General features: G+C 63.6%; 24 protein-coding genes. 10 read left to right on the top strand and 14 right to left on the bottom strand.

Annotated elements, in window-relative coordinates:
• The first annotated feature begins 128 nt into the window (after positions 1-128).
• Together BQ8794_RS31305 and BQ8794_RS31300 are read left to right on the top strand one after the other, a co-directional pair.
• Positions 129-635, top strand: a complete 507-nt coding sequence (locus BQ8794_RS31305; protein WP_077383254.1) for a thioesterase family protein — start codon at positions 129-131, stop codon at positions 633-635.
• Between the two features lie 116 nt (positions 636-751).
• The gene (locus BQ8794_RS31300; protein ID WP_077383251.1) at positions 752-949 is read left to right on the top strand and encodes a hypothetical protein; all 198 of its coding nucleotides are present in this window, start codon (positions 752-754) and stop codon (positions 947-949) included.
• Between the two features lie 160 nt (positions 950-1,109).
• Here BQ8794_RS31300 and BQ8794_RS31295 read toward each other — a convergent pair whose 3' ends face one another.
• On the bottom strand, positions 1,110-1,589 hold the full coding sequence (locus BQ8794_RS31295) for an Lrp/AsnC family transcriptional regulator (protein WP_077383248.1): 480 nt from the start codon (positions 1,587-1,589) through the stop codon (positions 1,110-1,112).
• Between the two features lie 89 nt (positions 1,590-1,678).
• On the opposite strand from BQ8794_RS31295, the gene BQ8794_RS31290 reads away from it, so the two are divergent.
• Positions 1,679-2,584 (top strand): EamA family transporter, encoded by a 906-nt coding sequence (locus BQ8794_RS31290; RefSeq protein ID WP_077383245.1) that lies wholly within the window; start codon positions 1,679-1,681, stop codon positions 2,582-2,584.
• Here the strand turns inward: BQ8794_RS31290 and BQ8794_RS31285 are convergent, their stop codons facing one another.
• Complete coding sequence (locus tag BQ8794_RS31285) at positions 2,585-3,490, bottom strand: dienelactone hydrolase family protein (protein ID WP_077383242.1); 906 nt, start codon at positions 3,488-3,490, stop codon at positions 2,585-2,587.
• Positions 3,491-3,699: 209 nt separating this feature from the next.
• Between BQ8794_RS31285 and BQ8794_RS31280 the strand changes: the two genes are divergently transcribed.
• Positions 3,700-6,444, top strand: a complete 2,745-nt coding sequence (locus BQ8794_RS31280) for an ATP-dependent helicase (protein WP_077383240.1) — start codon at positions 3,700-3,702, stop codon at positions 6,442-6,444.
• A 9-nt stretch (positions 6,445-6,453) separates the two neighbouring features.
• Here the strand turns inward: BQ8794_RS31280 and BQ8794_RS31275 are convergent, their stop codons facing one another.
• The 5 genes from BQ8794_RS31275 to BQ8794_RS31255 form a co-directional block, all read right to left on the bottom strand.
• Positions 6,454-7,506, bottom strand: a complete 1,053-nt coding sequence (locus tag BQ8794_RS31275) for an ABC transporter permease (protein WP_077383237.1) — start codon at positions 7,504-7,506, stop codon at positions 6,454-6,456.
• Positions 7,503-8,300 carry an ATP-binding cassette domain-containing protein gene (locus BQ8794_RS31270; protein ID WP_077383235.1) on the bottom strand — a complete coding sequence of 266 codons (798 nt, stop codon included), beginning with the start codon at positions 8,298-8,300 and terminating at the stop codon, positions 7,503-7,505. Before BQ8794_RS31270 ends, BQ8794_RS31275 begins: the two co-directional genes overlap by 4 nt.
• A gap of 56 nt (positions 8,301-8,356) precedes the next feature.
• Positions 8,357-9,370, bottom strand: coding sequence for a substrate-binding domain-containing protein (locus BQ8794_RS31265; RefSeq protein ID WP_077383232.1), 1,014 nt, complete (start codon positions 9,368-9,370; stop codon positions 8,357-8,359).
• A 149-nt stretch (positions 9,371-9,519) separates the two neighbouring features.
• Positions 9,520-10,425, bottom strand: a complete 906-nt coding sequence (locus BQ8794_RS31260) for a sugar phosphate isomerase/epimerase family protein (protein ID WP_077383229.1) — start codon at positions 10,423-10,425, stop codon at positions 9,520-9,522.
• 2 nt (positions 10,426-10,427) lie between these two features.
• Complete coding sequence (locus tag BQ8794_RS31255; RefSeq protein ID WP_077383542.1) at positions 10,428-11,456, bottom strand: Gfo/Idh/MocA family protein; 1,029 nt, start codon at positions 11,454-11,456, stop codon at positions 10,428-10,430.
• A gap of 187 nt (positions 11,457-11,643) precedes the next feature.
• On the opposite strand from BQ8794_RS31255, the gene BQ8794_RS31250 reads away from it, so the two are divergent.
• Positions 11,644-12,669: a LacI family DNA-binding transcriptional regulator gene (locus BQ8794_RS31250; RefSeq protein WP_077383540.1), complete on the top strand. Its 1,026-nt coding sequence runs from the start codon at positions 11,644-11,646 to the stop codon at positions 12,667-12,669.
• Between the two features lie 67 nt (positions 12,670-12,736).
• On the top strand, positions 12,737-13,312 hold the full coding sequence (locus tag BQ8794_RS31245) for a TMEM175 family protein (protein ID WP_077383227.1): 576 nt from the start codon (positions 12,737-12,739) through the stop codon (positions 13,310-13,312).
• A 6-nt stretch (positions 13,313-13,318) separates the two neighbouring features.
• Here the strand turns inward: BQ8794_RS31245 and BQ8794_RS31240 are convergent, their stop codons facing one another.
• Positions 13,319-13,600: a hypothetical protein gene (locus BQ8794_RS31240; RefSeq protein WP_077383224.1), complete on the bottom strand. Its 282-nt coding sequence runs from the start codon at positions 13,598-13,600 to the stop codon at positions 13,319-13,321.
• A 132-nt stretch (positions 13,601-13,732) separates the two neighbouring features.
• On the opposite strand from BQ8794_RS31240, the gene BQ8794_RS31235 reads away from it, so the two are divergent.
• Complete coding sequence (locus tag BQ8794_RS31235; RefSeq protein WP_077383222.1) at positions 13,733-14,599, top strand: SDR family NAD(P)-dependent oxidoreductase; 867 nt, start codon at positions 13,733-13,735, stop codon at positions 14,597-14,599.
• Between the two features lie 3 nt (positions 14,600-14,602).
• On the opposite strand, the gene BQ8794_RS31230 is transcribed toward BQ8794_RS31235, so the two are convergent.
• The 3 genes from BQ8794_RS31230 to BQ8794_RS31220 all read right to left on the bottom strand — a co-directional run bounded on the left by BQ8794_RS31230 (position 14,603) and on the right by BQ8794_RS31220 (position 16,320).
• Complete coding sequence (locus tag BQ8794_RS31230) at positions 14,603-15,013, bottom strand: low affinity iron permease family protein (protein WP_077383539.1); 411 nt, start codon at positions 15,011-15,013, stop codon at positions 14,603-14,605.
• 77 nt (positions 15,014-15,090) lie between these two features.
• Positions 15,091-15,732: an LbetaH domain-containing protein gene (locus tag BQ8794_RS31225; RefSeq protein WP_077383220.1), complete on the bottom strand. Its 642-nt coding sequence runs from the start codon at positions 15,730-15,732 to the stop codon at positions 15,091-15,093.
• A 69-nt stretch (positions 15,733-15,801) separates the two neighbouring features.
• Complete coding sequence (locus tag BQ8794_RS31220) at positions 15,802-16,320, bottom strand: CreA family protein (protein ID WP_077383217.1); 519 nt, start codon at positions 16,318-16,320, stop codon at positions 15,802-15,804.
• A 204-nt stretch (positions 16,321-16,524) separates the two neighbouring features.
• Here BQ8794_RS31220 and BQ8794_RS31215 point away from each other — a divergent pair, with 204 nt between their 5' ends.
• Complete coding sequence (locus tag BQ8794_RS31215) at positions 16,525-17,103, top strand: SCO family protein (RefSeq protein WP_077383537.1); 579 nt, start codon at positions 16,525-16,527, stop codon at positions 17,101-17,103.
• A gap of 86 nt (positions 17,104-17,189) precedes the next feature.
• Positions 17,190-18,062: a 50S ribosomal protein L11 methyltransferase gene (locus tag BQ8794_RS31210; RefSeq protein WP_077383215.1), complete on the top strand. Its 873-nt coding sequence runs from the start codon at positions 17,190-17,192 to the stop codon at positions 18,060-18,062.
• A gap of 35 nt (positions 18,063-18,097) precedes the next feature.
• On the opposite strand, the gene BQ8794_RS31205 is transcribed toward BQ8794_RS31210, so the two are convergent.
• Positions 18,098-18,283: a hypothetical protein gene (locus tag BQ8794_RS31205; protein WP_077383213.1), complete on the bottom strand. Its 186-nt coding sequence runs from the start codon at positions 18,281-18,283 to the stop codon at positions 18,098-18,100.
• A 459-nt stretch (positions 18,284-18,742) separates the two neighbouring features.
• Here BQ8794_RS31205 and BQ8794_RS31200 point away from each other — a divergent pair, with 459 nt between their 5' ends.
• Complete coding sequence (locus BQ8794_RS31200; protein WP_174654562.1) at positions 18,743-20,590, top strand: aminopeptidase P family protein; 1,848 nt, start codon at positions 18,743-18,745, stop codon at positions 20,588-20,590.
• Positions 20,591-20,611: 21 nt separating this feature from the next.
• On the opposite strand, the gene BQ8794_RS31195 is transcribed toward BQ8794_RS31200, so the two are convergent.
• Together BQ8794_RS31195 and BQ8794_RS31190 are read right to left on the bottom strand one after the other, a co-directional pair.
• Positions 20,612-20,908, bottom strand: coding sequence for an AzlD family protein (locus tag BQ8794_RS31195; RefSeq protein WP_077383210.1), 297 nt, complete (start codon positions 20,906-20,908; stop codon positions 20,612-20,614).
• Complete coding sequence (locus tag BQ8794_RS31190) at positions 20,905-21,633, bottom strand: AzlC family ABC transporter permease (protein ID WP_077383534.1); 729 nt, start codon at positions 21,631-21,633, stop codon at positions 20,905-20,907. Before BQ8794_RS31190 ends, BQ8794_RS31195 begins: the two co-directional genes overlap by 4 nt.
• Positions 21,634-21,808: the final 175 nt, after the last annotated feature.

Raw genomic sequence — 21,808 nt, 5'->3', positions numbered from 1 at the left:
ATCGAAATCGATTTTCGGAAAGCACGATGCGAAGATTCAATGTGCTAGAGCGTACTTTGTGCGTCCAATTGGACGCACGTCGCTCTAGTCTCACCAACCACGTCCTGTCCAGCCAGAAGGAAGTTTCGATGTCCACCGCCGCCCCCTTCGTCTCTCCTGCCATGGCCATCGAAAAAGACTGGATCGACTATAACGGCCATCTCAACATGGCCTATTACAACGTCCTGTTCGACCGCTGCTCCGACGAGGCGTTCGAAATAATGGGGATGGGACCGGATTATGCGAAGCAGCGCCGGCTGACCATCTACACGGCGGAAGTCCATGTCTGCTATATCAGGGAGCTGCATCTCGACCACAAGGTCTATGTCTCGTTCCAACTCCTCGACCATGACGACAAGCGGCTGAGAGCCTACCAGGAAATCCGCCATGTCGACGGCTGGCTCGCCGCCACCTCCGAATCATTGTCGCTGCATGTCGACATGTCCGGACCGAAGGTGGCGCCCTTCCCGGCCGATGTCCTGGCCAAGGTCGAAGTCATGCGCGCCGCCCATGCGGCGCTGCCGATGCCTGAGCGCGCCGGCCGTTCGATCGGTATTCGTCGCAAGGCGCCAGAACCGCAGTCAGACCGCCGTTAACCTTACCAGGGTTTTAACGTGAACAAGCCGAATTGAGGCGTTGAACGACTCAGCGCGGCGGTCGAAGACGAGTTGCGATACGGGCGGCGGGGACTGAAGCGGATCGGGGAAATTGCATGAAAACCGACATCAAGGTCGAGGCGGACAGGCTGGCGGCCGACCCACGCATCAGCGACTATGATTTCTGGCGCTCGCTGAAGAACCTCAACAACGAGATTTTTACCATCGCCAACAACAACGAGCCGATCCCGTTCGCCATGATCCGCTGGCGCGCCATCCTGAAGCAAGCGCGGATGAAGCGCGGCCACGCCTGATCGGTGCGGAAAGAAATACTTTCCGGTTGCCCCGCCCCGCTTGCCTTCCAGCGTCGGTCGTGGGCGAAAGCCGAAGCGAAGTCCGATCTCCCCCGCAAGGGGGAGATTGGCAGCTTTGCCAATGGTGCCTTGCTGACAGATGCTCACTCGCCCTTCAGCATCAGGGCTCGTGCTTCACCGCCGCCAGCGGCGAACGCGCCACCACCGGTGACGACTGGATAATTGCGGTGTTGGTCATCGCAAACGGAATGATGCGGTCGATCACCCGTTCGAGTTCGGCCACCGAGCCGACATGCGCCAGCGCGATGAAACAGTCCTCGCCGGTCACCCGATCGCACTGGGCGATTTCCGGCAAGTCGCGGATGATCTCGGCGACCACAGCCAACTGCCCGGGCACCGGCCTGATGCGCAGCCATGCCGACAGCTTCATGCCGAGCGCGGCCGGGTTGATCCGCACAGTGTAGGCCTCGATCACGCCGCTCTCCTGCAGCCGCTTGATGCGTTCGGCCACGCTCGGCGCCGACAGGCCGACCGAGCGCGCCAGTTCGGCGGTGCTGGTGCGCGCATCCTTTTCCAGCAGGCGCAGGATTTTCAGATCCGCCGCATCCAGATCAGCATTTTCGTTTCGAATGCGTTTCAGGAAAAACTCCTTGGTTCTGGAAAATAAATGATCTCTTTGGTTGGCCGTTGCCCATATAAACAGGTAAATCTGCCTGCGATAATGATCCTATGGATGATCAAGCGCAAGCCCCAGCTGCTACCCCTGCCCTCGCCCGCCCTGTCTTTGGCAGGCTGGCGACATCGCTGCCGCCGCATGTCTGGTTCGGCGTCAGCGCTGTGTTCCATTATCTCGGGCCGGCTTTCGCCGTGCTGCTTTTCCCGCATGTCGGCGTGCTTGGCATGGCCTGGCTGCGCATCGTCACGGCCGCCCTTGTCTTCGCGCCGCTGACCCGGCCGTGGACGGCCTTCGCCCGCGCCGACCGGCCGACACGGCTGCTGCTTCTCGCCTTCGGCGCCTGCCTCGGCGTGATGAATTGCTCCTTCTACCTGGCACTCGACCGCTTGCCGATCTCGCTGGTCGCGGCGGTCGAATTCGTCGGCACCATCGGCGTTGCACTGGTCGGCGTCAGAAGCCCGCGCAATCTCGCAGCCCTTGCCGTTGCCGTTATCGGCACCTTGCTGCTGATCGACGTCAAATGGTCAAGCGACCCGATCGGCCTGTTCTGGGCTTTCCTCAACGGCGCGCTGTTCGTCGGCTACATCGTGCTTGGCCATCGCGTTGCCCGCGCCGGCGCTGGCGACGGCATCGCCGGCCTCGGCGCAGCCATGGCGGTCGCCTGCCTCATCGTGCTGCCGATCGGCTTCACCGATGCGCTGCCGGCTTTCACGGCGCCGCCACTGCTCATCGCCGCCATCGGCGTCGGCATCTGCTCGTCGGTCATCCCCTATATCTGCGACCAGCTTGCCATGTCGCGGCTGCCGCGATCGAGCTTCGCGCTGATGCTGTCGTTGCTGCCTGTCACCGCCACGCTGATCGGCGTCATTGTGCTCCGCCAGATACCCAGCCCTACCGATTGCATCGGCATCGCGCTGGTGGTAGCCGGCGTCGTTCTTCACAAACCGGCAAATGCCTGATCAGGCAAGTTTCTCCTTGAGAAAGGCGATCGTCCGGCCCCAGGCGAGGTCCGCCGCGTTCTTGTCGTAGCGAGCCGCTGACGTGTCATTGTTGAAGGCATGATTGGCGCCTTCATAGACATGGATCGTGTGCTCGACCTTGGCTGCATCGAGTTCCTTTTTGAAGGCGTCGATACCGGCATTGATACGGGTGTCGAGCCCGGCATAATGCAGCAGCAGCGCCGCCTTGATCTTCGGCACATCCTCGGCCTTCGGCTGCATGCCGTAATAGGCGACAGCGGCAGCCAGATCCGGCGCGTTGGCAGCCAGTGCGTTCACCGTGCCGCCGCCCCAGCAGAAGCCGACCGCGCCGATCTTGCCGTTGCCATCCTCGCGGCCCCTGAGGAAAGCGACCGTTGCGACCGCATTGGCGGTGGTCTGAGCCGGATCGAGTTTGGAAAACTGGTCACGCGCCTTGTCTTCGTCGGCCGGCGTGCCGCCGAGCGGTGACAGGAAGTCCGGGGCAAGCGCCACAAATCCTTCCAGCGCCACGCGCCGCGCCACGTCGCGTATATGCGGGTTGAGCCCCCTGTTCTCATGCACGACGATGACGGTGCCGAGCTTGCCGGGCTGGCCGACCGGCTTGACCAGATAGCCCTTCATCTCGCCACCGCTGCCGGGATAGCTGATGTCCTCGCCGGTCACGCGTGAATCGTCCTCGGCAACAATCGCCGCCCGGGCCGAATTCGCCGCCAGCAGCGGTGCGATTGCGGCAGCAGCGGCACCTGATCCGGCAAGCCTGGTCAACTGTTCCATGAAGCGCCGCCGGTCGAGCGTCAGATGCGTGTATTCGTCATAGGCGTCGATCATCGCCTGGGTAATGGCGGGTCTCTTCACGGCTGGGCTGGCAGGGCTCGGTTTTGTCATGGCGCTCTCCTCGGCTTCGGGAAACAATCCCGCCGCGCAAGATAGGGCCGAGGGCGGCATGGTCCAGTCACGGATCAGTGAGGCCCAGCATGCAGCGCTCCACGAGGTCGGCTGGTTAAATCTACCCGTTTGCAGGTTCTGGCCCTGGACAGAGAACAAAACGGAGACACTTCTGGCCTTTCGCTGCCGAATCACTACATTCGGGGGAGATGTCCGGCTTTTCGGAAGATATGCCTTTTTTTGACGAACCGAACGCGCGGCCCGTGGCCCCGTCGGGCATTGCTGCGCGCGCCATGGCTGCCCGCAGCGGCCACACCAATGCGCCTGATTATCTCAACGGGCTCAACCCCGAGCAGCGGCTGGCGGTGGAAACCACCGAAGGCCCGGTTCTGGTGCTGGCCGGCGCCGGCACCGGCAAGACGCGCGTCCTGACCACCCGCATCGCCCACATCCTCGCCACCGGCAAGGCCTTCCCGTCGCAGATCCTCGCCGTCACCTTCACCAACAAGGCGGCGCGCGAGATGAAGCAGCGCATCGGCCTCTTAATAGGCGAAGGCAATGTCGAAGGCATGCCGTGGCTCGGCACCTTCCACTCGATTGGCGTCAAGCTGCTGCGCCGCCACGCCGAGCTTGCCGGGCTCAAATCCGACTTCACCATTCTCGACACCGACGACGTCGTGCGCCTGATCAAGCAGCTCATCCAGGCCGAAGGACTGGACGACAAACGCTGGCCGGCCAAGCAGTTCGCCCAGATGATCGACGGCTGGAAGAACAAGGGGCTTGGCCCCGCCGAGATTGCCGAGGGCGACGCCCGCGCCTTCGCCAACGGCAAGGGCCGCGAGCTCTACAAGGCCTATCAGGAGCGGCTGAAGACGCTGAACGCCTGCGACTTCGGCGATCTCCTGTGCCACCCGATCCGCATCTTCCGCGCCAATCCGGACGTGCTGAAGGAATACCACAAGCGCTTCAAATACATTCTCGTCGACGAGTACCAGGACACCAACACCGCCCAATACATGTGGCTGCGGCTGCTGGCGCAGCGGCCGGGCGGACCACGAAGTGGCTCTCCGGGTGGTCGCGTTCCAAGTCTTTCCGGAGTTCCGGATAGAACGGAGGGGGGTAGCTATAGACCGGCAACTCCGAACGATGAATCGGGAATTCCGGCCAAAGGCCGCAAGGACGACCGTCCGTCCGAGCCGTTGCGAGGCCCCCGCGGAGGGCCCGCGCCGGCAGGCGCGGAACAGCCCGTGAGCGATTACAAAGTCAACATCTGCTGCGTCGGCGACGACGACCAGTCGATCTATGGCTGGCGCGGGGCCGAGGTCGACAACATCCTGCGCTTCGACAAGGATTTCCCCGGCGCCACGATCATCCGGCTGGAGCGCAACTACCGCTCCACCGCGCACATCCTCGGCACCGCCTCCCACCTCATCGCCCACAATGAAAGCCGCTTCGGCAAGACGCTGTTCACCGAAAAAATTGCCGAGGACGACGAGAAGGTGCATGTCCATGCCGCCTGGGATTCCGAGGAAGAGGCCCGCGCCGTTGGCGAAACCATCGAGGCCTACCAGCGGCAGAAGCACAATCTCAACGACATGGCCATTCTTGTCCGCGCTTCGTTCCAGATGCGCGAGTTCGAGGACCGCTTCGTCACCCTCGGGCTCAACTACCGCGTCATCGGCGGCCCGCGCTTTTACGAGCGCCTCGAAATCCGCGACGCCCTGGCCTTCTTCCGCGTCGTCGCGCAAGGCGCAGACGACCTCGCCTTCGAGCGGATCGTCAACGTGCCGAAGCGCGGGCTGGGCGAAGCCACCATCCGCCAGATCCACGACACCGCCAGGGCGCTGCGCATCCCGATGCTGGAGGCTGCGGAAAAACTCGCCGAAAGCGACGAGCTGAAGCCAAAGCCGCGCGCAGCGCTGCGCGAGGTCGCCGCCAATTTCGAGCGCTGGCAGAAGGCGCTGGAGACCACTCCGCACACCGAGCTGGCCGAGACCATCCTGGAGGAGAGCGGCTACACCGACATGTGGAAGAACGACCGCTCGGTAGAAGCGCCCGGCCGGCTGGAAAACCTCAAAGAACTGATCCGCTCCATGGAGGAGTACGAATCGCTGCGCTCCTTCCTCGAACATGTAGCTCTGGTGATGGACGCCGAGCAGAACGCCGAGCTCGACGCCGTCAACATCATGACGCTGCATTCGGCCAAGGGCCTCGAATTCGAGACGGTTTTTCTGCCCGGCTGGGAGGAAGGACTATTCCCGCATCAGCGCGCGCTCGACGAGGGCGGCCGCTCCGGGCTGGAGGAAGAGCGGCGGCTGGCCTATGTCGGGCTGACCCGCGCCAAGAAGAACCTGCATTTGTGGTTCGTCTCCAACCGCCGCATCCACGGCCTGTGGCAATCGACGATCCCGTCGCGCTTCCTCGATGAATTGCCGGAAGCCCATGTCGAGGTCGCCGAGAGCGGCAACTCCTATGGCGGTTACGGCAATGCCTATGGCGGCGGCTCCTTCGCCTCCGGACGGGGCGGCCAGGGGGCAGGACGGCAGAATCCTTACGGCGCTTCGCGCTTCGACAATGTCGGCGCAGAAAAGTCCGGCGCCTTCTCCAGCACCTATGCGACGCCGGGCTGGCAGCGCGCGCAGCAGAACCGCACCGAGGCGACCGACCGCAACTGGGGCTCGCGCTCCGGCCACCAGGTCGAGCGCATCGGATATGGCGAGACCGACAGTGGCTATGGCGCCGGCCGCACCTCGATCAAGGGCCGCACCATCGACGGCGAGCTGGTTGCCAAATCCGTTGCCGACAAGCCGTCGGCCTTCAGCGTCGGCGACCGCGTCTTCCACCAGAAATTCGGCAACGGCAACATTGCCGCCATCGACGGCAACAAGCTGACCATCGACTTCGACAAGGCCGGCCAGAAACGAGTGCTGGACGGGTTTGTCACCGGGGTGTGAGTCTCCCCCTCAGCGATACCGCGCCTGGTTCCATTTGTGGCCGAGCAGCGACAGGATGATGATCAGCCCGTTGAAGAACTGGACATAGAAGCCGCTCAGGCCTGCCGCGACGACGCCGGTCTGGATGAACGACACGGTGACGGCGCCGATGGCGCCGCCGACGACGGTACCGACGCCGCCCCAGGTCGGCGTGCCGCCAACGAACACCGATGCCAGCACCGGCAGCAAATAGCCGTCGCCAGCGGTCGGCCACCAGGTGAAGTTGATCATCACCGAGAAGGTGCCGGCGATCGCCGCCCCGATGCCGACGAAGACGAACACTTTCACCCGCACGCGCTTGACGTCGATGCCCATCTGCTGGGCGCTGTCGGGATTGTCGCCGACCACCTTCACCTGCGCGCCGAAGCGATGCCTGTTGTAGAGCAGCGCCGACAGCACGACGAAGCCGATGGCCCAGAAGATCTGCACCGGGATGCCGTAGAGCTGGCTGGAGAAGATCTTGTAGGCCCAGCTGTCGGCAAGGCTGGTCAGCGCCGTCGACTTGCCTTCGTTGATGATCTGGATCAGGCCGCGCAGCAGGAAATTCATGCCGAGCGTGGCGATCAGCGACGACAGCCCGCCATAGACGACCAGCGACCCGACCAGGAAGCCGAGCAACGTGCCCGTTGCAATGGCGGCGGCGATGCCCAGAAACGGGTCGTAGCCGGACTGCACGACCAGCGCGAAGACCCATGAGGCAAAGCCCATCGTCGCCGGAAACGACAGGTCGATCTCGCCGCAGGTAACGACGAAGACCAGCGGCACCACCACGAACAGCGCAACCGGCAGCGTGGTGAGCACGGAACTGTAGAGGTACCAGGTGGTGAAGACGGTCGGGTTGGCGATCATGAACACTGTCATCATCACCACGAACACGGCAAGCGTGCCGAGTGCGGCGCGGTTGTCGAGGATGAAGCCGCGCATCCAGTGATCGGATGGGTGTTTCCACTCCTTCCGGGGATTGCCGGGACGGGAGATGCCGGCGGACGGCTCGTGCAGATCGGGCTCCATCGTCTTGCTCATCGTGCTCTCTGCTCCGGGTCGCCGGCGTCGTGCAGTCCCGGCAATCCGCCCGGATGCGCGACGTCTTCCATGAAGTTGATGAGGTCTTCGGCCGACTTGACCTGGCTGCGGTCGGCGGTGAGCGCGACCTTGCCGCGATCCAGCACGACGAAACGATCGGCGATGTCGAAGACGTGGTGGATGTTGTGGCCGATGAACAGGATCGACCGTCCGCTCGCCCGCACCTGGCGCACGAAATGGAAGACCTTGGCGGTCTCGGTCAGCGACAGCGCCGTCGTCGGCTCGTCGAGGATGATCAGGTCGGCCTGCTTGTAGATGGCGCGGGCGATCGCCACGCCCTGGCGTTCGCCGCCGGAGAGCTGGCCGACGATCGACTGCGGCGTGAACACTTTCGAGGTGAAGCCGATCTCGCGCATCAGCCGGCTCGCCTCCTCGATTTCCTTGTTGACCTTCAGCCAGCCGAGAAAGCCGGTGAGTTCGCGGCCCATGAAGATGTTGCGCACGATCGTCTGCTGCACGGCCAGCGCCCGATCCTGGAATACCGTCTCGATGCCGGCGTCGCGCGAGCGCGCGGCGCTCCAGCCGGTCACCGGCTGGCCGCGGATGAGGATCTCGCCGCTGGTCGGCTTGACGACGCCGGAGAGAATCTTGATCAGCGTCGACTTGCCGGCGCCGTTGTCGCCGATCAGGCCGACGACCTCGCCGCGGTCGACGCTGAGATTGACCCCGCCCAGCGCATAGACCTGACCGTAGGACTTGCTGATGTCGCGCAGTTCGATGAGGCGTTCTGCCATGACGATCCTCGCTTGGTTCCGGCTGCGGTCGGAAGACCGCCAGCCGTGTCAAAAGATCAGCGCAGCGCCTGCTTGGCGAGCTCGGCGACGATCTCGTAATTGTCAGGCGTGACGAAGCCGGCGCCGGTGTCGACATTCATTGGCGCCAGGCCCAGCACCACCTGCTGGCAGAGGCTGAGGATCGGCAGATAACCCTGCAGGAACGGCTGCTGGTCGGCCGTCAGCTGCACCCAGCCGCCCTTGAAGCCCTCGACGATCTGCGGGCTGGTGTCGAAGCCGAAATTGAAGATATCGCCCGCCTTCCTGCCCGCCGCCTGCATGTAGGTCGGGACGTTGCCCAGCATCTGTCCGCCGGGATAGCCAACCGCCTTGACGTCGGGATTGTTGAGGAGTGCTGCGGTAATCACCGGAATGGCCAGATTGGGGTCGGAAGCCCATTCGCCGCTCGGCGGCGAGGAGAGCTGGATGACCTCGACGCCCGCCTCTTTCAGGGCGGCGACCGTGCCGCGCTCGCGCGCGCCGCGGCTCTCGTTCTCGAACGGGCCGATCATGATCGCCTTGTCGCCTGCCTTGAGCCCGGCCAGCTTGAACGCCTCGGCGCCGAGCGCGCGGCCCTGCTCTTCCTGCTGGGCGCCGACATAGCCGCCGCCGAACGCTGCCGTGACCTTCGGCACCGGCACGTTCTGGTACATCATCCTGATGCCGTCCTTGTGCGCCTGTTCGGCCAGCGGCATGATCGAAGCATCGCCCGGGTGGCCCATCATGGCGATGCCGCCGGGCTTGACCGCGACGGCCTCGCGCAATTGCTGCACCATCTTCTCGACATCCCACTGGGAGAAGATGTAGTCGACCTTCGGCCCAAGATCGGCCTCGGCCTGCTTGGCGCCATTGTAGACGATGGTGCCGAAGGCGTCGCCCTCGGCGCCGCCGACGAAGAAGCGGATGTGGACGTCCTTGCACCACTGGGCATCGAGCGCCTGGGCAGGCAAGGTGGAGATTGCGGCGGCGAGCGCCGTGGCGGCGCCCATGACGGTCGAGCGCAGAACTGTCCTTCTCATCGTGATGCTCATGCACGTTCCTCCCTTTGTTCCCTCGCAAGCCGAGGGGTCTTCGACGAATGCTTCGGCTTCTCGCCGCAATGCTTCGCTGGCCGGCTCCCTGTTTGATGCATGTCGTTGTCGCAAAACCGCTGCACACTTTTGCGCGACATGCATTAGCCTCACGCCGGGTTCGGCAGATACTTCGCACCTCCCCGGCATTGCTTGAGGTAGTCCAACGCCCGCACTTGCCCTGTAATCTCAAGGTCGCCGCGATAGACCGGGTCGTGCCAACCTTCGATGTCGATGGCGCCCCTGTATCCGGCCAGCCGCAATTCGCTGATCACCCGCGTCCAGTCGCTGTCGCCGAAGCCAGGCGTGCGCATTTGCACGAACGGCAGCCGGCCGAACACGCCATGCTCGCGGATGACGTCCCAGCGCACCGTCGCGTCCTTGCCGTGGACATGGAAGATGCGCGGCGCCCATTTGCGGATCTGCGGGATCGGATCGATCAGGTAGACGAGTTGGTGGCAGGGCTCCCATTCCAGGCCGAGATTGTCATCTGGCAATTCGTTGAACATCAGCTCCCAGGCGTCCGGATTGTGGGCGATGTTCCAGTCTCCATCAGCCCAGTTGCCGTCCATCGCGCAATTCTCGAAGGCGATGCGCACGCCCTTGTCGGCGGCGCGCCGGGCCAGTGGTCCCCAGACCTCGCGGAAGCGCGGCAGGCTGTCGGGCAGCGGTTTGCCGCGGAGGCGGCCGGTGAAGCCGCTGACCATCGAGGTGCCGAACAGATGCGCATGGTCGATGGCCGTTTCCCAGGCGTCAAGCACGCCGCGATCGATATCGCCGCTTTCCAACGGATTGCCGAAGACGCCGAGCGAGGAGACGACGACGTCGGCGTCGCCGATCGCCTCGCGGATCTGGCCGGCCAGCCGTGGAAGATCCTTGCCGCCCAGCGTCTGCCAGAAGAAGGGTTGGATGCTCTCGAAGCCGAGCGGCAGGATCGCCTTGATATAGGCGGCCGGGTCATCGAGATTGGCCCGCACCATGGTGCCGATCCTGATGTCGAGAAGCGGGTTTGGCATCGTCACCCTTCCTGTGCGATCGCGACCCGGCGCCCGGTTTCGGCGCTTTCGATCGCGGCAAAGACCATGGCCAGGCTCTTGATGTTGTCGGCGCCGCGCGTCTCCGGCTCGCTGCCGGTTTCGACGGCGCGCACAAAATCCTGAAGGATGCCGAGATGGCCGCCGATGCGGTCTCTCGGATCGAGCGGCGGCACGGCGAGCGGCTCTGTGCGATCGAACAGGCCTTCACGGATAGGCCGCGCGACTTCCACCCTCAGCCCATCCTCACCGTCCCAGACCAGGCTGCCGTGCTCGGCGACGATGCGCCATGTGCTCTCCCAACTGGTGCGGAACCCGTCGGCGCACCAGGAGCCGGCATAGGTGAACAGCTTGCCGCCGCCGAGCTCGAAGATTGCGGTGGCCGACGATCCCTGCCGGTACCAGGAATTGACCGGCTCCCATTCCTGGCAGTAGACGCCGGCCGGCGCGCCGCCGACCATGTAGCGGGCGGCGTCGAAAGTATGGATCGCCATGTCGAGCAGCAGGACATGGCGCATCTCCTCGCGAAACCCGCCGAAATGCGGCGCGACGAAGAATTCGGCGTGGATGCTGGTTGGCGCACCGATGGCGCCGGAATCGAGAAAACGCCTGATGCGCCTGACGTTGGCGACATAGCGGCGGTTCTGGACGACGGCGTGCACGCGCTTGGCGCGTCGGGCAGCCTCGACGATGGCGCGCGCGTTCTCCGGGCTGTCAGCCAGCGGCTTCTCCGTCAGGAGATGGCAATGATGGGCAAAGGCCGAAAGCGCGACATCGCGCCGGGCCGCGGGAACCACGACGTCGAACACAGCGTCGGGCTTGGTCTGGTCGAGCACGGCGTCAAGATTGGTTCCGACAATGGCGCCGGCAAGCTCGTATTCGCGCGCCCTTGCCTGCGCCCTGTCGGCATCGAGGTCGACAAGGCCGACAATAGCCAACCCGTCGATCTGCCTCGCGGCATCGAGCCAGTGCTTGCTCATCGCTCCGCAGCCGACCAGGACGACATTCATCATCCAGCGCTCCTCCTCCGCTCGGCCCTCCAGACCGATCGTCACGACATTCACGGCATGACCGTAAACGTTTTTCCGTAAACGTTTACGAGAACACACCGGAAGGCGTAGAATGTCAATTGGCCGCTCGCGAAAATCACCTTGGCCTGAAGAGCGGCCGGTGATAGCCAAGAAAGGGGAGAACCGTCCTTTGGCGTCCAGCATCCACGACCTTGCGCGTCACCTGAACATTTCGATCGGCACCGTGTCGCGCGCGCTCAACGGCCGCGCCGACGTCAATGCCGATACACGCCAGCGCGTGCTCGATGCGGCGGCAAAGCTGAACTATTCGCCGAACCAGTCCGGCCGCAGCCTGCGGCGCGGCGCCACCCACTCGATCGCCTTCATGCTGCAGCCGCACCCGGGCGACCAGCAATATGGCGAGCCGTTCTTCATTCCGTTCCTGACCGGGCTGCAGGCGAAACTCGCCGAAAGCGGGCTCGACCTGATCGTGGTGATGGGTGCGCCGGGCGACTACCAGCAGGAGCGCCTGCGCCGGGTGGTCGAGACGCGCCGGGCCGACGCCGTGGTGCTGGCCTATACGCGTCGCGAGGACGAGCGCATCGATTACCTGACCAGGGTCGGCTTCCCGTTCGCGACGCTCGGCCGCAGCCGCTCCGGCGGCAAGACCTATCCGTCGCTCGACCTCGATTTCGAAAAAGCCGGGGCCGACGCGGTCGACCGCCTGGTGGCGCGCGGCCACCGCCGCATCGCCGCCATCCGCCCGTCCCTCAACCTCAATTTCGGCTATCTGTTCCTAGCCGGCTATCGCAAGGCCTTGCGGCGGCACGGCATCGAGGTCGACCCCGGGCTGATCGCGAAAGGCTTCATCAACGAGGCCGGCGGCGACGCGGTGACGCCTCAGGTCATGCGCTCCAAGGACCCGCCGACCGCCATCATCTTCAACAATGACGCGATGGCGCTCGGCGGCTGCAAGGCGCTGGCCGAGATGGGCATCAAGCCGGGCCACGACATTGCGGTGATCGTCATCGTCGACTCGCCGCTCTGCCGCTATTTTTCACCGGCACTGACCGGCTTCCGCCCTCGCCTGGAGCCGATGGGACGGCGGCTTGCCGAAATGTTGTTGGCGTCGATCCCGGCCTTCGCCGGCCCCGAAGGCGCGCGGATCATCCGTGAGGTCTGGCCGCTGGAGCTGATCGCGCGCGACAGCGATTGATACGCCCAAGCCTTCCCTCCAGGCACTTCGATCGCCTAGGATGAGCCAGGCGCAGTAGAGGAAATCCATGGGCAAGGGACGGGTCGAGGCATTTTCCGATGGCGTCATGGCCATCATCATCACCATCATGGTGCTGGAATTGAAGGTGCCGCATGGCGCGGAGTTTTCCGCGCTGGCACCGCTATGGCCCACCTTTCTCAGCTACGTGCTGTCCTTCATCTATGTCGGCATCTACTGGAACAATCTGCACAACATGTTCCACACCGTGCAGCGGGTCGATGGCCGCGTGCTGTGGGCCAATCTGCATCTGCTGTTCTGGCTGTCGCTGATGCCCGTGACCACCGCCTTCATGGGTGAAAACCATTTCGCGCCGGTGCCTGTCGCCGTTTACGGTGTTGTCCTGGCGCTTTGCGCGGCCGCCTACTTCATTCTGGTCGTCATGCTGCACCGGCTGCATGGCAACGACACTGCCTTCGCCAGAGCGGCAGGCACCGACCGCAAGGAAAAGATCTCGGTGGTCCTCTACATCGCCGCCATTCCGCTGACCTTCGTCAATCAATGGATCAGCGTCGCGCTCTATGTGTTGGTTGCCATGATCTGGTTCGTGCCGGACAAGCGGTTCGAAAGGCAGATCGAAAAATAGGACTGCCTATTTCCGCATCGCTTTCAGCTTTTCCGCCACCGAGGCCGCAAGGTCGGCATAGCGCTCCTCCAGCCGCTCGGCCGCCTTGATCACCGAAAAATCATGGCCGAATTTTTCCAGCGCCATGCGCAGCTTCTCGACGAATTCCGCCTGTTTTTCGAGCGCCGAAAACAGCGTTCTCACTTGCGCTTCGCTGATGTCGGGATTGGCAAGCATTTGCGGCACCTCGCGGCTCATCTGGTCGCCGGTGGCGGTCTGTTCTTTCAGGATCTCGATCCAGTCGGTCAATCGGTAATCTCCTTCTTACGTGGACAACATGCGCAGCGCCTGCCGATGTGGTCAACCCAAGGACGCCCAAACGGGCTTGCGCGAGTCTGTCGCCGCGTTAAGTTCGGCGCAACCTGAACGAGGACACCATCGATGACCACCGACGCCGAAATCCAGAGCGCTTTGCCTGCCCTTGGCTCCGGCAGCGTAGCCGTCATCACCGGCGGTGCCAGCGGCATCGGCCTTGCCGCGGCCAGGCGGCTGGCGGCAATGGGCCTGAAAATCGTGCTTGCGGACATCGGCGGCGCGCGGCTCGATGAGGCTTCCCGCGCCGTTGCCACGATTGCCGGCGGCAGCGCCGTGCTTGCTGTCGCCACCGACGTCTCGAAAGCCGACGACGTCGACCGGCTGGCCGAAAAGTCATTCGATGCCTTCGGCGGCGTGTCGCTGTTGATGAACAATGCCGGCGTCGGCAGCAACCCCGGCAAGCCCTGGGAGAACCGCGACGGCTGGAAACGGCTGCTGGACATCAATTTCTGGGGCGTCGTCCATGGCGTCGAGGCCTTCGTGCCACGCATGCTGGCTGCAGGAAAACCGGGCCTGATCGTCAACACCGGCTCCAAGCAAGGCATCACAACACCACCCGGCAACCTTGCCTACAACGTCTCCAAATCCGGCGTGAAGAGCTTTACCGAAGGCCTGGCACATGCGCTGCGTAACGAGCCCGGCGCCAACATCGCCGCGCATCTGCTCATTCCGGGGTTCACTTTTACCGGCCTGACCGAAGGTGCGACCGAAAAGCCCGCCGGCGCCTGGACCGGCGAGCAGGTGATCGACTTCATGCTGGCCTCGCTGGTGCGCGGCGATTTCTACATTCTTTGTCCTGACAACGAAGCGACGCGGCCCATGGACGAAAAGCGCATGGCCTGGGCGATCGGCGACATCATCGACAACCGCCCTGCTCTGTCGCGCTGGCACCCGGACCACAAGGACGCTTTCGCGGCGTTCATGGAAAGCTGACGCTCACGCCACATGCGTCTTCGAGCCGTGCTTTTGCGCAGCGGCTTTCTTGACCGCCGTATCATGCCGTTTTGCCGCCTGTTCACATTTTCTACGGATCTCCTCGACCTCGGATTCGGTCAGGTGCTCGATGCCGATAAAAGTATTGTGAGCTTTGCCGACCCGGATCAACTCGTCGAGTTTCGTCTGAATCGCGGCGCCATCGCGGTTCTGGGTGTTCTGGATAAGGAACACCATCAGGAAGGTGACGATCGTCGTGCCGGTGTTGATGATGAGCTGCCATGTATCGGAAAACCCGAACATCGGTCCGCTTGCCCCCCAGGCAACGATGATCAGGAAGCAGACGGCGAATGTCGACGGCAGACCGGCTAGATGCGCAACATAGTTGGCGATCCTGGTGAAAAGCTTCTCCATCATGGCAGGAGAAACAACCGGCATCCGCTCCGGGTTCCCTCCTTTCACCGACGTAGCCGTTCAGAGACCCGCAAGGATCACGGGATTTCGTGCTCCCAGCGGTCGAGGAAGGCCTCGATGGAAAGCGCCTGCATGTCGGGAATGGCCCTGGCGAGCTTTTCGACCGACCAGTCCCACCAGCAGAGGCTTTCAATCCGCGCAGCGGTTTTCTCGGCAAAACGCTGGCGCAGCGGCTTGGCCGGAACCCCGGCGACGATCGCATAGGCAGGTACATCGCGCGTCACCACCGCATTGGCGCCGACGATCGCGCCATTGCCGATGGTCACATCAGGCATGATCACCGCGCCATGGCCGATCCAGACGTCGTGGCCGATGGTGACGGACGTCGCCCGCCGCCGTTCGCGGAACGCCGCATCGACGCCGAGCCAGCGAAAATACTCGTTTGGCCGGTAGCTGACCTTGTGCTGGGTCAACCGATCGATCGGATGCTCGAGCGCGTTGATGCGGCTGTTGGCGGCGATCGAACAGAACTTGCCTGTTGTCGTGTAGATCGCCTCGGCGTGGCGCTCGAAATAGGAGAAGTCACCCACTATGACTTCGCGCAAGATGACCCGCTCGCCGATCGAGGCGTAGCGCCCAAGCTTGCATGCCTTCAATTCCGCGGTCGGATGGATGCGCGGCTCGGGGTCTTTCAGGACAAGATTTTCGGGACGGTCCATGCCGGCGGCTTTACGCCCGAGCGACTGGTCCCGCAAGCGGGAGCAATCGTCCGTCACCTGTTCCAGAGCCTATTTCGGCTTGCCGTTGCTCCACACCACGTTCTGGCCATAGAGCGGCACCGTGGTGACCGACATCTTCGCTGAACCGTCCTGCACCTGGCGCGAATGCGACAGATAGATCAGGGTCTCGTTGGCTTTATCGTAGATGCGGTTCACCACCTGTTTCTTCCAGATCAGGCTGATGCCCTGCTTGAACACCTCCTCGCCGGCCTCGCTCATGTCGATGTCGCCGATGGTGATCGGCCCGGTTTGGCGGCAGGCGATCGAGGAATCGGATGGGTCCTCGAACCAGTTGCCCTTTTGCAGGCGATCGATCACGCCACGGTCGAAATAGGAGACATGGCAGGTCACGCCTTCGACCTTCGGGTCCTTGATCGCCTCGATGATGATGTCGTTGCCTAGCCAGTCGACGCCGACCTTGCCGACCTCCTGGGCGACAGCCGCACCAGCACCGACGACAAGGCACGCGGCCAAAGCGCCGGCGATCAGTTTTCGCCCAATCAGTCCTTGCCCAATCAGTCCTTGCAAGGAAGCCTCCTGCCGTTCGAGTTTTGCCGACCTCAGGTGGGACGGCGGGCAGCACTTTGCAAGCGGATCATTTTTTAAGGGAAAGCCGGTTGCGGCAACGCGACATCTTTGCGCGAGCGAGATCAAACCGTTAAGAGTGTTCGCCCAACAAAGTGCAAAGGCGCCGATACGGCGCCAATGAAAATCGCGACGGACAGCCAATTGATGATGCGTTCAATACTGGTCGGCATTCTCGTCCTGATGGCGGCGGGCATCGGCTGGCTCACCTTCGACTGGTACCGTGGGCATTATGGCGGCGAGCCGTTCGGCGCGCCGTTCACGCTGGTCGACCAGAAGGGCGCTCCGGTCACCGAGGCTGCCTTTCGCGACCACCCCAGCGTCGTCTTCTTCGGCTTCACCCACTGCCCGGAAGTCTGCCCGACCACGCTGTTCGAACTGGCCGGCTGGCTGAAGACGATGGGTGACGATGGCAAGAACCTGCGCGCCTATTTCGTGACGGTCGACCCGGAGCGCGACACGCCCGAAATCATGAACGCTTATATCAGCAACTTCTCCGATCGCATCCTCGGCATCACTGGCGACCCGGACAAGGTCCGCGCCATGGCCAAATCCTTCGGCATCTATTCGAAAAAGGTCGATACCGGCAACGGCGACTACACGATGGACCACACCGCTTCGGTGCTGCTGCTCAACGCCAGGGGCGATTTCGCCGGCACCATCGCTTATGGCGAAAGCCCGGACGCCGCCATCGCCAAGCTCAAGCGCCTGGCGGCGGCAGGCTAGTGCATGATCCCGTACCGAAGGTCCGCGCCAGCGAAAAGTGGGAAACGGTTTTCGGATAAGATCATGTTCACAAAGAAAATCGTTTGATGACCCAAACGCGGCTTTATTTCACCACTGGAAAGATCGAGGCCGACCGTATCTTCGCGGCGTTCGAAGCGGCATTCGAAGATGAGGGCCTGCCGATTGGCTTGGTCGAAGTCGACGAGGACCGCGACATCCACGAAGTGTCACTCTATGCCGACGGCGATGTCGATGCCGTGGAGGCGCGCTTGAAGGAGATCCTTGCCGGGCTGGCCCTGTCGAGGCCGATTGCGCGCGAGCCCGTGCCTGACATCGATTGGGTGAAACGTTCTTTGGAGGGACTGAAGCCGGTGCGCGCCGGCCGTTTCTTCGTCCACGGTGCGCATGACCGCAGGAAGCGCCACAGCGGCGAGCTCGCCATCGAGATCGAAGCGGGCCTCGCCTTTGGCACCGGTCATCACGGCACCACCGCCGGCTGCCTCGAAATGCTGGAACAGGTCGTGCGGCGCGAGCGCCCGCGCAACGCGCTCGACCTCGGCACCGGCAGCGCGGTGCTGGCCATCGCGCTGGCCAAGCTCGCCCATATTCCGGTGCTGGCGACCGACATCGATCCGGTCGCCACAAAAGTCGCCGCCGCCAACGCGCGGCTCAACCACGTCAAGGCGCTGGTGGAGACGGTGACGGCGCCGGGCTTCCACCATCCGATTTTTGCCGCGCGCGGGCCTTTTGGCCTCATCGTCGCCAATATACTGGCGCGGCCGCTGATGCGGCTGGCGCCCGAAATGGCCAGGCATATCGCCTTGGGCGGATCGATCGTGCTGTCAGGCATCCTCGACCGGCAGCGCGACGCGGTGATCTCGGCCTATGTCGGCCAGCAGTTCCGCCATGTCAGGACCTTGCATCGCGAAGGCTGGGTGACGATCCACCTCAAGCGGTGACGCGTAGCGCCTTCCAACGCAAGCCGCAAATTCGCTCAGACATAGCGCGACCTTGCCGCCTTCTTCAGTTCTTCGCGATCGTAGCCGTTCGCTTTCAGCGTTTCGTCGTTAAAGCCAAGCAGAACGCCGCTCACATAACGACGCGCTTCGCGCTGGCGCGCTTCGATGAGAGCGTTCATGGCGCTTCTGAAAAATCCGCGTCTGGCTGAAATCGTGGACATGATGGTCTCCTTTGCAGGGCAGTAAGACTCGTTCCTCCACGTGGAAAAGGTAAGGTCTGCTGACCTTTTTGAAAATCGCCGATTCTGCATGGCGTCCATGCGCAAAAGCGCACGTCGATGGCCACTGTCGATGCCGGCGCCGCCCCTCATCCGCCTGCCGGCACCTTCTCCCCGTATAGTGACGGGGAGAATTGCCGCAACCTCGCCGCCCTTTCTGCACCGCCGACAATTGGCGAAAATCATTGGTGATAGCGTCTTTCTCCCCGTGAGAAATGCCCGGTCCACCCTCCGCAGCTGCGGCGCAGCAGCTGCGGAGGACGGGCAGGGCAATGAGGGGCAGCGCAGACCTGAAGCGATTGCCCTGTTGGATCGAATCCGGACCGAAGATCGGCGCAGCAAAAGTCGATTCCGATTTTCGGGGTCATGCGCTACGGTCGCGCCAGCATCCGAGGAGAGGCCATGATGTTCCAGACCTTTGATTCCGCAGGCGACCCCGCCGTCGGCAAGCCGCGTGTGGCGTTGCTGCGTCAATGGTTGGCGGCCAATGGGCTGGATGGCTTCATCGTGCCTCGTGCCGACGAGCATCAGGGCGAATATGTCGCCGACCGCTCGGCGCGGCTGAAATGGCTGACCGGCTTCAGCGGTTCGGCCGGCGTCGCCATCGTGCTCGGCGACCGTGCCATTATGTTCATCGACGGCCGCTACACGCTGCAGGTGCGCCAGGAGGTCGATCTCGACATCTTCTCGATCGAAAGCCTGGTCGACAATCCGCCCGCCACCTGGATCAAGGACAATCTCGGCAAGGGCGTGCGGCTTGGCTTCGATCCGTGGCTGCAGACGATCGGCGACGTGAAAGCGCTGAAAGCGTCGGCCGAAAAATCGGGGGCGACATTGGTGCCGCTCGATAAGAATCCGATCGACGCCATCTGGGAGGACCAGCCCGAACCGCCGCTGGCCCCGGTCGAGATTCATCCGATTGGCTTTGCCGGCGAACTGGCCAAGGACAAGCTGGCACGGCTGGCCGAGGCCATCGGCAAGGACGGCGCCACTCATGCCGTGCTGACCGACCCGTCCTCCATCGCCTGGGCCTTCGACATCCGCGGTGGCGACGTGCCGCACACCCCGCTGGCGCTCGGCTTCGCCGTGCTCGCCGCCGATCGATCGCACCTGCTTTTCATGGATCAGCGCAAGTTTTCACGCACCGTCGCGGCCTATCTGACGCAGCTCGCCGAATTGCACCAACCCGGTGAATTCGAAGCTGTTATCGCAGCCCTGGCCAAAGGCGGCGCGAAGATCGCGCTGGATCCGGTGCTGGCGGCGGAGAAGCTCAGGATGCTGGTCGAGGACAATGGCGGCACCGTCATTGCCGCGCCAGACCCTGCCCGCATTCCACGCGCGACGAAAAACCAGGCCGAGATCAACGGCGCCCGCGCCGCGCATCGCCGCGATGGCGCCGCGGTGGCCAAGCTGCTTTGCTGGCTCGACCGCCAGGAACCCGGCAAGCTCGACGAGATCGCGGTCGTCACCAAGCTCGAGGAGTGCCGCCGCAGCACCGGCGAGGAAACACAGATGCCGCTGCGCGACGTGTCCTTCGACACCATCGCCGGCGCCGGCCCGAACGGCGCCATCATGCACTACCGCGTTTCCCGCGCCACCAGCCGAAAGCTTCAGTCTGGCGAACTGTTCCTGCTCGATTCGGGCGGGCAGTATCAGGACGGCACCACCGACATCACCCGCACCGTGCCGATCGGCACGCCGACCGAGGAAATGCGCGAACGCTTCACGCTGGTGCTGAAGGGCATGATCGGCATTTCCATGCTGCGCTTTCCCCCGGGCACGCGCGGCTCCGAGATCGATGCCGTGGCGCGCCTTGCGCTGTGGAAACATGGCTGCGATTTCGCTCATGGCACCGGCCATGGCGTCGGCTCCTATCTGGCCGTGCACGAGGGCCCGCAACGCATCGCCAGGACCGGCACCGAAAAGCTGCTGGCGGGCATGATCGTCTCCAACGAGCCGGGCTACTATAAGGAGGGTTCTTACGGCATTCGCATCGAGAATCTCATCCTGGTGACGCCGGCCGAGCCGATAGAGGGCGGCGACATCGCCATGCACGGCTTCGAGACACTGACGCTGGCGCCGATCGACACCAGGCTGGTGCGGTCGGATCTTTTGACGCGCGACGAGCTGCATTGGCTCGACACATACCACGCCCGCGTGCTGGCCGAGATCGGGCCGATGCTCGACGGCGAGGCGCTGGCCTGGCTGGAAAAGGCAACCGCACCGCTGCCGCACGACCAGAAGATTTGATTTTTCGTGTAGGGGTTTCGTCTACCCGACGAACTGCCGGGCCAGCACCAGCACGGCGGCGCCGGCCAAAAACATCGCCATAAGCCCGCCGCGCAGCGAGACCAGCCCGGCGACGATCAATGCCGCCCATTCCGCCGGCCCGGCGCCAAGTGCTGCCGGCGCCACCAGCGTCGTCAGCACCGCGGCAGGCACGGCGTTCAGCCCCGCCTCGACGCGCGGATGGATGTTTTCGAAGCGCGAGATCACCAGATGGCCGCCGATGCGGGTCAGATAGGTCGCTATCGCGCCGGCGATGATGATCCACAAGGTCGTGCTCATGGCCGCCCCTCCACGCCGCTGTGGCGCGGCGGCAGAATGACCGCGAGCAGCACCCCGGCCACGGCGCCAATCGAGACGTGCCAGGGCGAGCCCACCGTCTTGTAGGCAATGATGGAGGCAGCAGCGCTGGCGATGACCACCGGCAGCCACAGTGGCCGCTTGCGAAAGCCCATCACCAGTCCGAGGAAATAGATCGGCAGCAGGAAATCGATGCCCAGCGCATGGGTATCGGGAATGAGCCTGCCGAACGCCGCGCCGAGCGCGCTTTCGGCCACCCAGAACACATAGACCGGCAGGCCAAGCCCCATATACCAGGCGAAGCCGACCGTCTCGCCGGCCTCCGCCTTGCGCTCGGCCACCGCGAACTGCGGATCGGTGAGCAGGAAATAGCCGACCGCCTGCTGCACCGGCGGCCAGTGCGCGATGCGGCGGCCGATACCCGCGGAGTAGAGCACATGGCGGAAATTCACGGCGAAGATCGACAGCACGATGAGCCATGGCGCGACATGCTGCCCGAACAATTCGATGCCGACCATCTGGCTGGCGCCGCCGAAAACCATGGCGCTCATCAGCAAGGCTTCAAGCACCGAAAAGCCGTTGTCGACGGCGAGCGCCCCGAACAGCAGTCCAAACGGCGCCGCCGCCACCACGACAGGCAGGCTGAGCCGCACGCCTTGCCAGAAATCGCTTTTTGCGCGGTTTTCGGAGATTGCTTCCGCCGACATCAGCCACTCCTTAGAGCGCCGCTCGTCCTTTTGGACGAGCAAAGGACGCTCTAACACTTTGAATCCACGCGTCGGGCCATCCGAAAATCGATCCCGATTTTCGGGCCGATGCGGGGAGAAAGATCGTATGTAGGGAGCGCTGTCAGCCTTGTCACACCAATTCGCTTGAGCCAAC

Source organism: Mesorhizobium prunaredense (genome assembly GCF_900156895.1).
Taxonomy (GTDB): Bacteria; Pseudomonadota; Alphaproteobacteria; order Rhizobiales; family Rhizobiaceae; genus Mesorhizobium; species Mesorhizobium prunaredense.
This window is presented reverse-complemented; position numbering and strand designations above follow the sequence as displayed.

What these genes read in the sequence shown, in the direction of transcription:
- BQ8794_RS31305 (WP_077383254.1), top strand. Translation starts at nt 129, where the DNA reads ATGTCCACCGCCGCCCCCTTCGTCTCTCCTGCCATGGCCATCGAAAAA.
- BQ8794_RS31300 (WP_077383251.1), top strand. Translation starts at nt 752, where the DNA reads ATGAAAACCGACATCAAGGTCGAGGCGGACAGGCTGGCGGCCGACCCA.
- BQ8794_RS31290 (WP_077383245.1), top strand. Translation starts at nt 1,679, where the DNA reads ATGGATGATCAAGCGCAAGCCCCAGCTGCTACCCCTGCCCTCGCCCGC.
- BQ8794_RS31285 (WP_077383242.1), bottom strand. Translation starts at nt 3,490, where the DNA reads ATGACAAAACCGAGCCCTGCCAGCCCAGCCGTGAAGAGACCCGCCATT.
- BQ8794_RS31280 (WP_077383240.1), top strand. Translation starts at nt 3,700, where the DNA reads ATGTCCGGCTTTTCGGAAGATATGCCTTTTTTTGACGAACCGAACGCG.
- BQ8794_RS31275 (WP_077383237.1), bottom strand. Translation starts at nt 7,506, where the DNA reads ATGAGCAAGACGATGGAGCCCGATCTGCACGAGCCGTCCGCCGGCATC.
- BQ8794_RS31270 (WP_077383235.1), bottom strand. Translation starts at nt 8,300, where the DNA reads ATGGCAGAACGCCTCATCGAACTGCGCGACATCAGCAAGTCCTACGGT.
- BQ8794_RS31265 (WP_077383232.1), bottom strand. Translation starts at nt 9,370, where the DNA reads ATGAGCATCACGATGAGAAGGACAGTTCTGCGCTCGACCGTCATGGGC.
- BQ8794_RS31260 (WP_077383229.1), bottom strand. Translation starts at nt 10,425, where the DNA reads ATGCCAAACCCGCTTCTCGACATCAGGATCGGCACCATGGTGCGGGCC.
- BQ8794_RS31255 (WP_077383542.1), bottom strand. Translation starts at nt 11,456, where the DNA reads ATGATGAATGTCGTCCTGGTCGGCTGCGGAGCGATGAGCAAGCACTGG.
- BQ8794_RS31245 (WP_077383227.1), top strand. Translation starts at nt 12,737, where the DNA reads ATGGGCAAGGGACGGGTCGAGGCATTTTCCGATGGCGTCATGGCCATC.
- BQ8794_RS31235 (WP_077383222.1), top strand. Translation starts at nt 13,733, where the DNA reads ATGACCACCGACGCCGAAATCCAGAGCGCTTTGCCTGCCCTTGGCTCC.
- BQ8794_RS31230 (WP_077383539.1), bottom strand. Translation starts at nt 15,013, where the DNA reads ATGGAGAAGCTTTTCACCAGGATCGCCAACTATGTTGCGCATCTAGCC.
- BQ8794_RS31225 (WP_077383220.1), bottom strand. Translation starts at nt 15,732, where the DNA reads ATGGACCGTCCCGAAAATCTTGTCCTGAAAGACCCCGAGCCGCGCATC.
- BQ8794_RS31215 (WP_077383537.1), top strand. Translation starts at nt 16,525, where the DNA reads ATGATGCGTTCAATACTGGTCGGCATTCTCGTCCTGATGGCGGCGGGC.
- BQ8794_RS31210 (WP_077383215.1), top strand. Translation starts at nt 17,190, where the DNA reads ATGACCCAAACGCGGCTTTATTTCACCACTGGAAAGATCGAGGCCGAC.
- BQ8794_RS31205 (WP_077383213.1), bottom strand. Translation starts at nt 18,283, where the DNA reads ATGTCCACGATTTCAGCCAGACGCGGATTTTTCAGAAGCGCCATGAAC.
- BQ8794_RS31200 (WP_174654562.1), top strand. Translation starts at nt 18,743, where the DNA reads ATGATGTTCCAGACCTTTGATTCCGCAGGCGACCCCGCCGTCGGCAAG.
- BQ8794_RS31195 (WP_077383210.1), bottom strand. Translation starts at nt 20,908, where the DNA reads ATGAGCACGACCTTGTGGATCATCATCGCCGGCGCGATAGCGACCTAT.
- BQ8794_RS31190 (WP_077383534.1), bottom strand. Translation starts at nt 21,633, where the DNA reads ATGTCGGCGGAAGCAATCTCCGAAAACCGCGCAAAAAGCGATTTCTGG.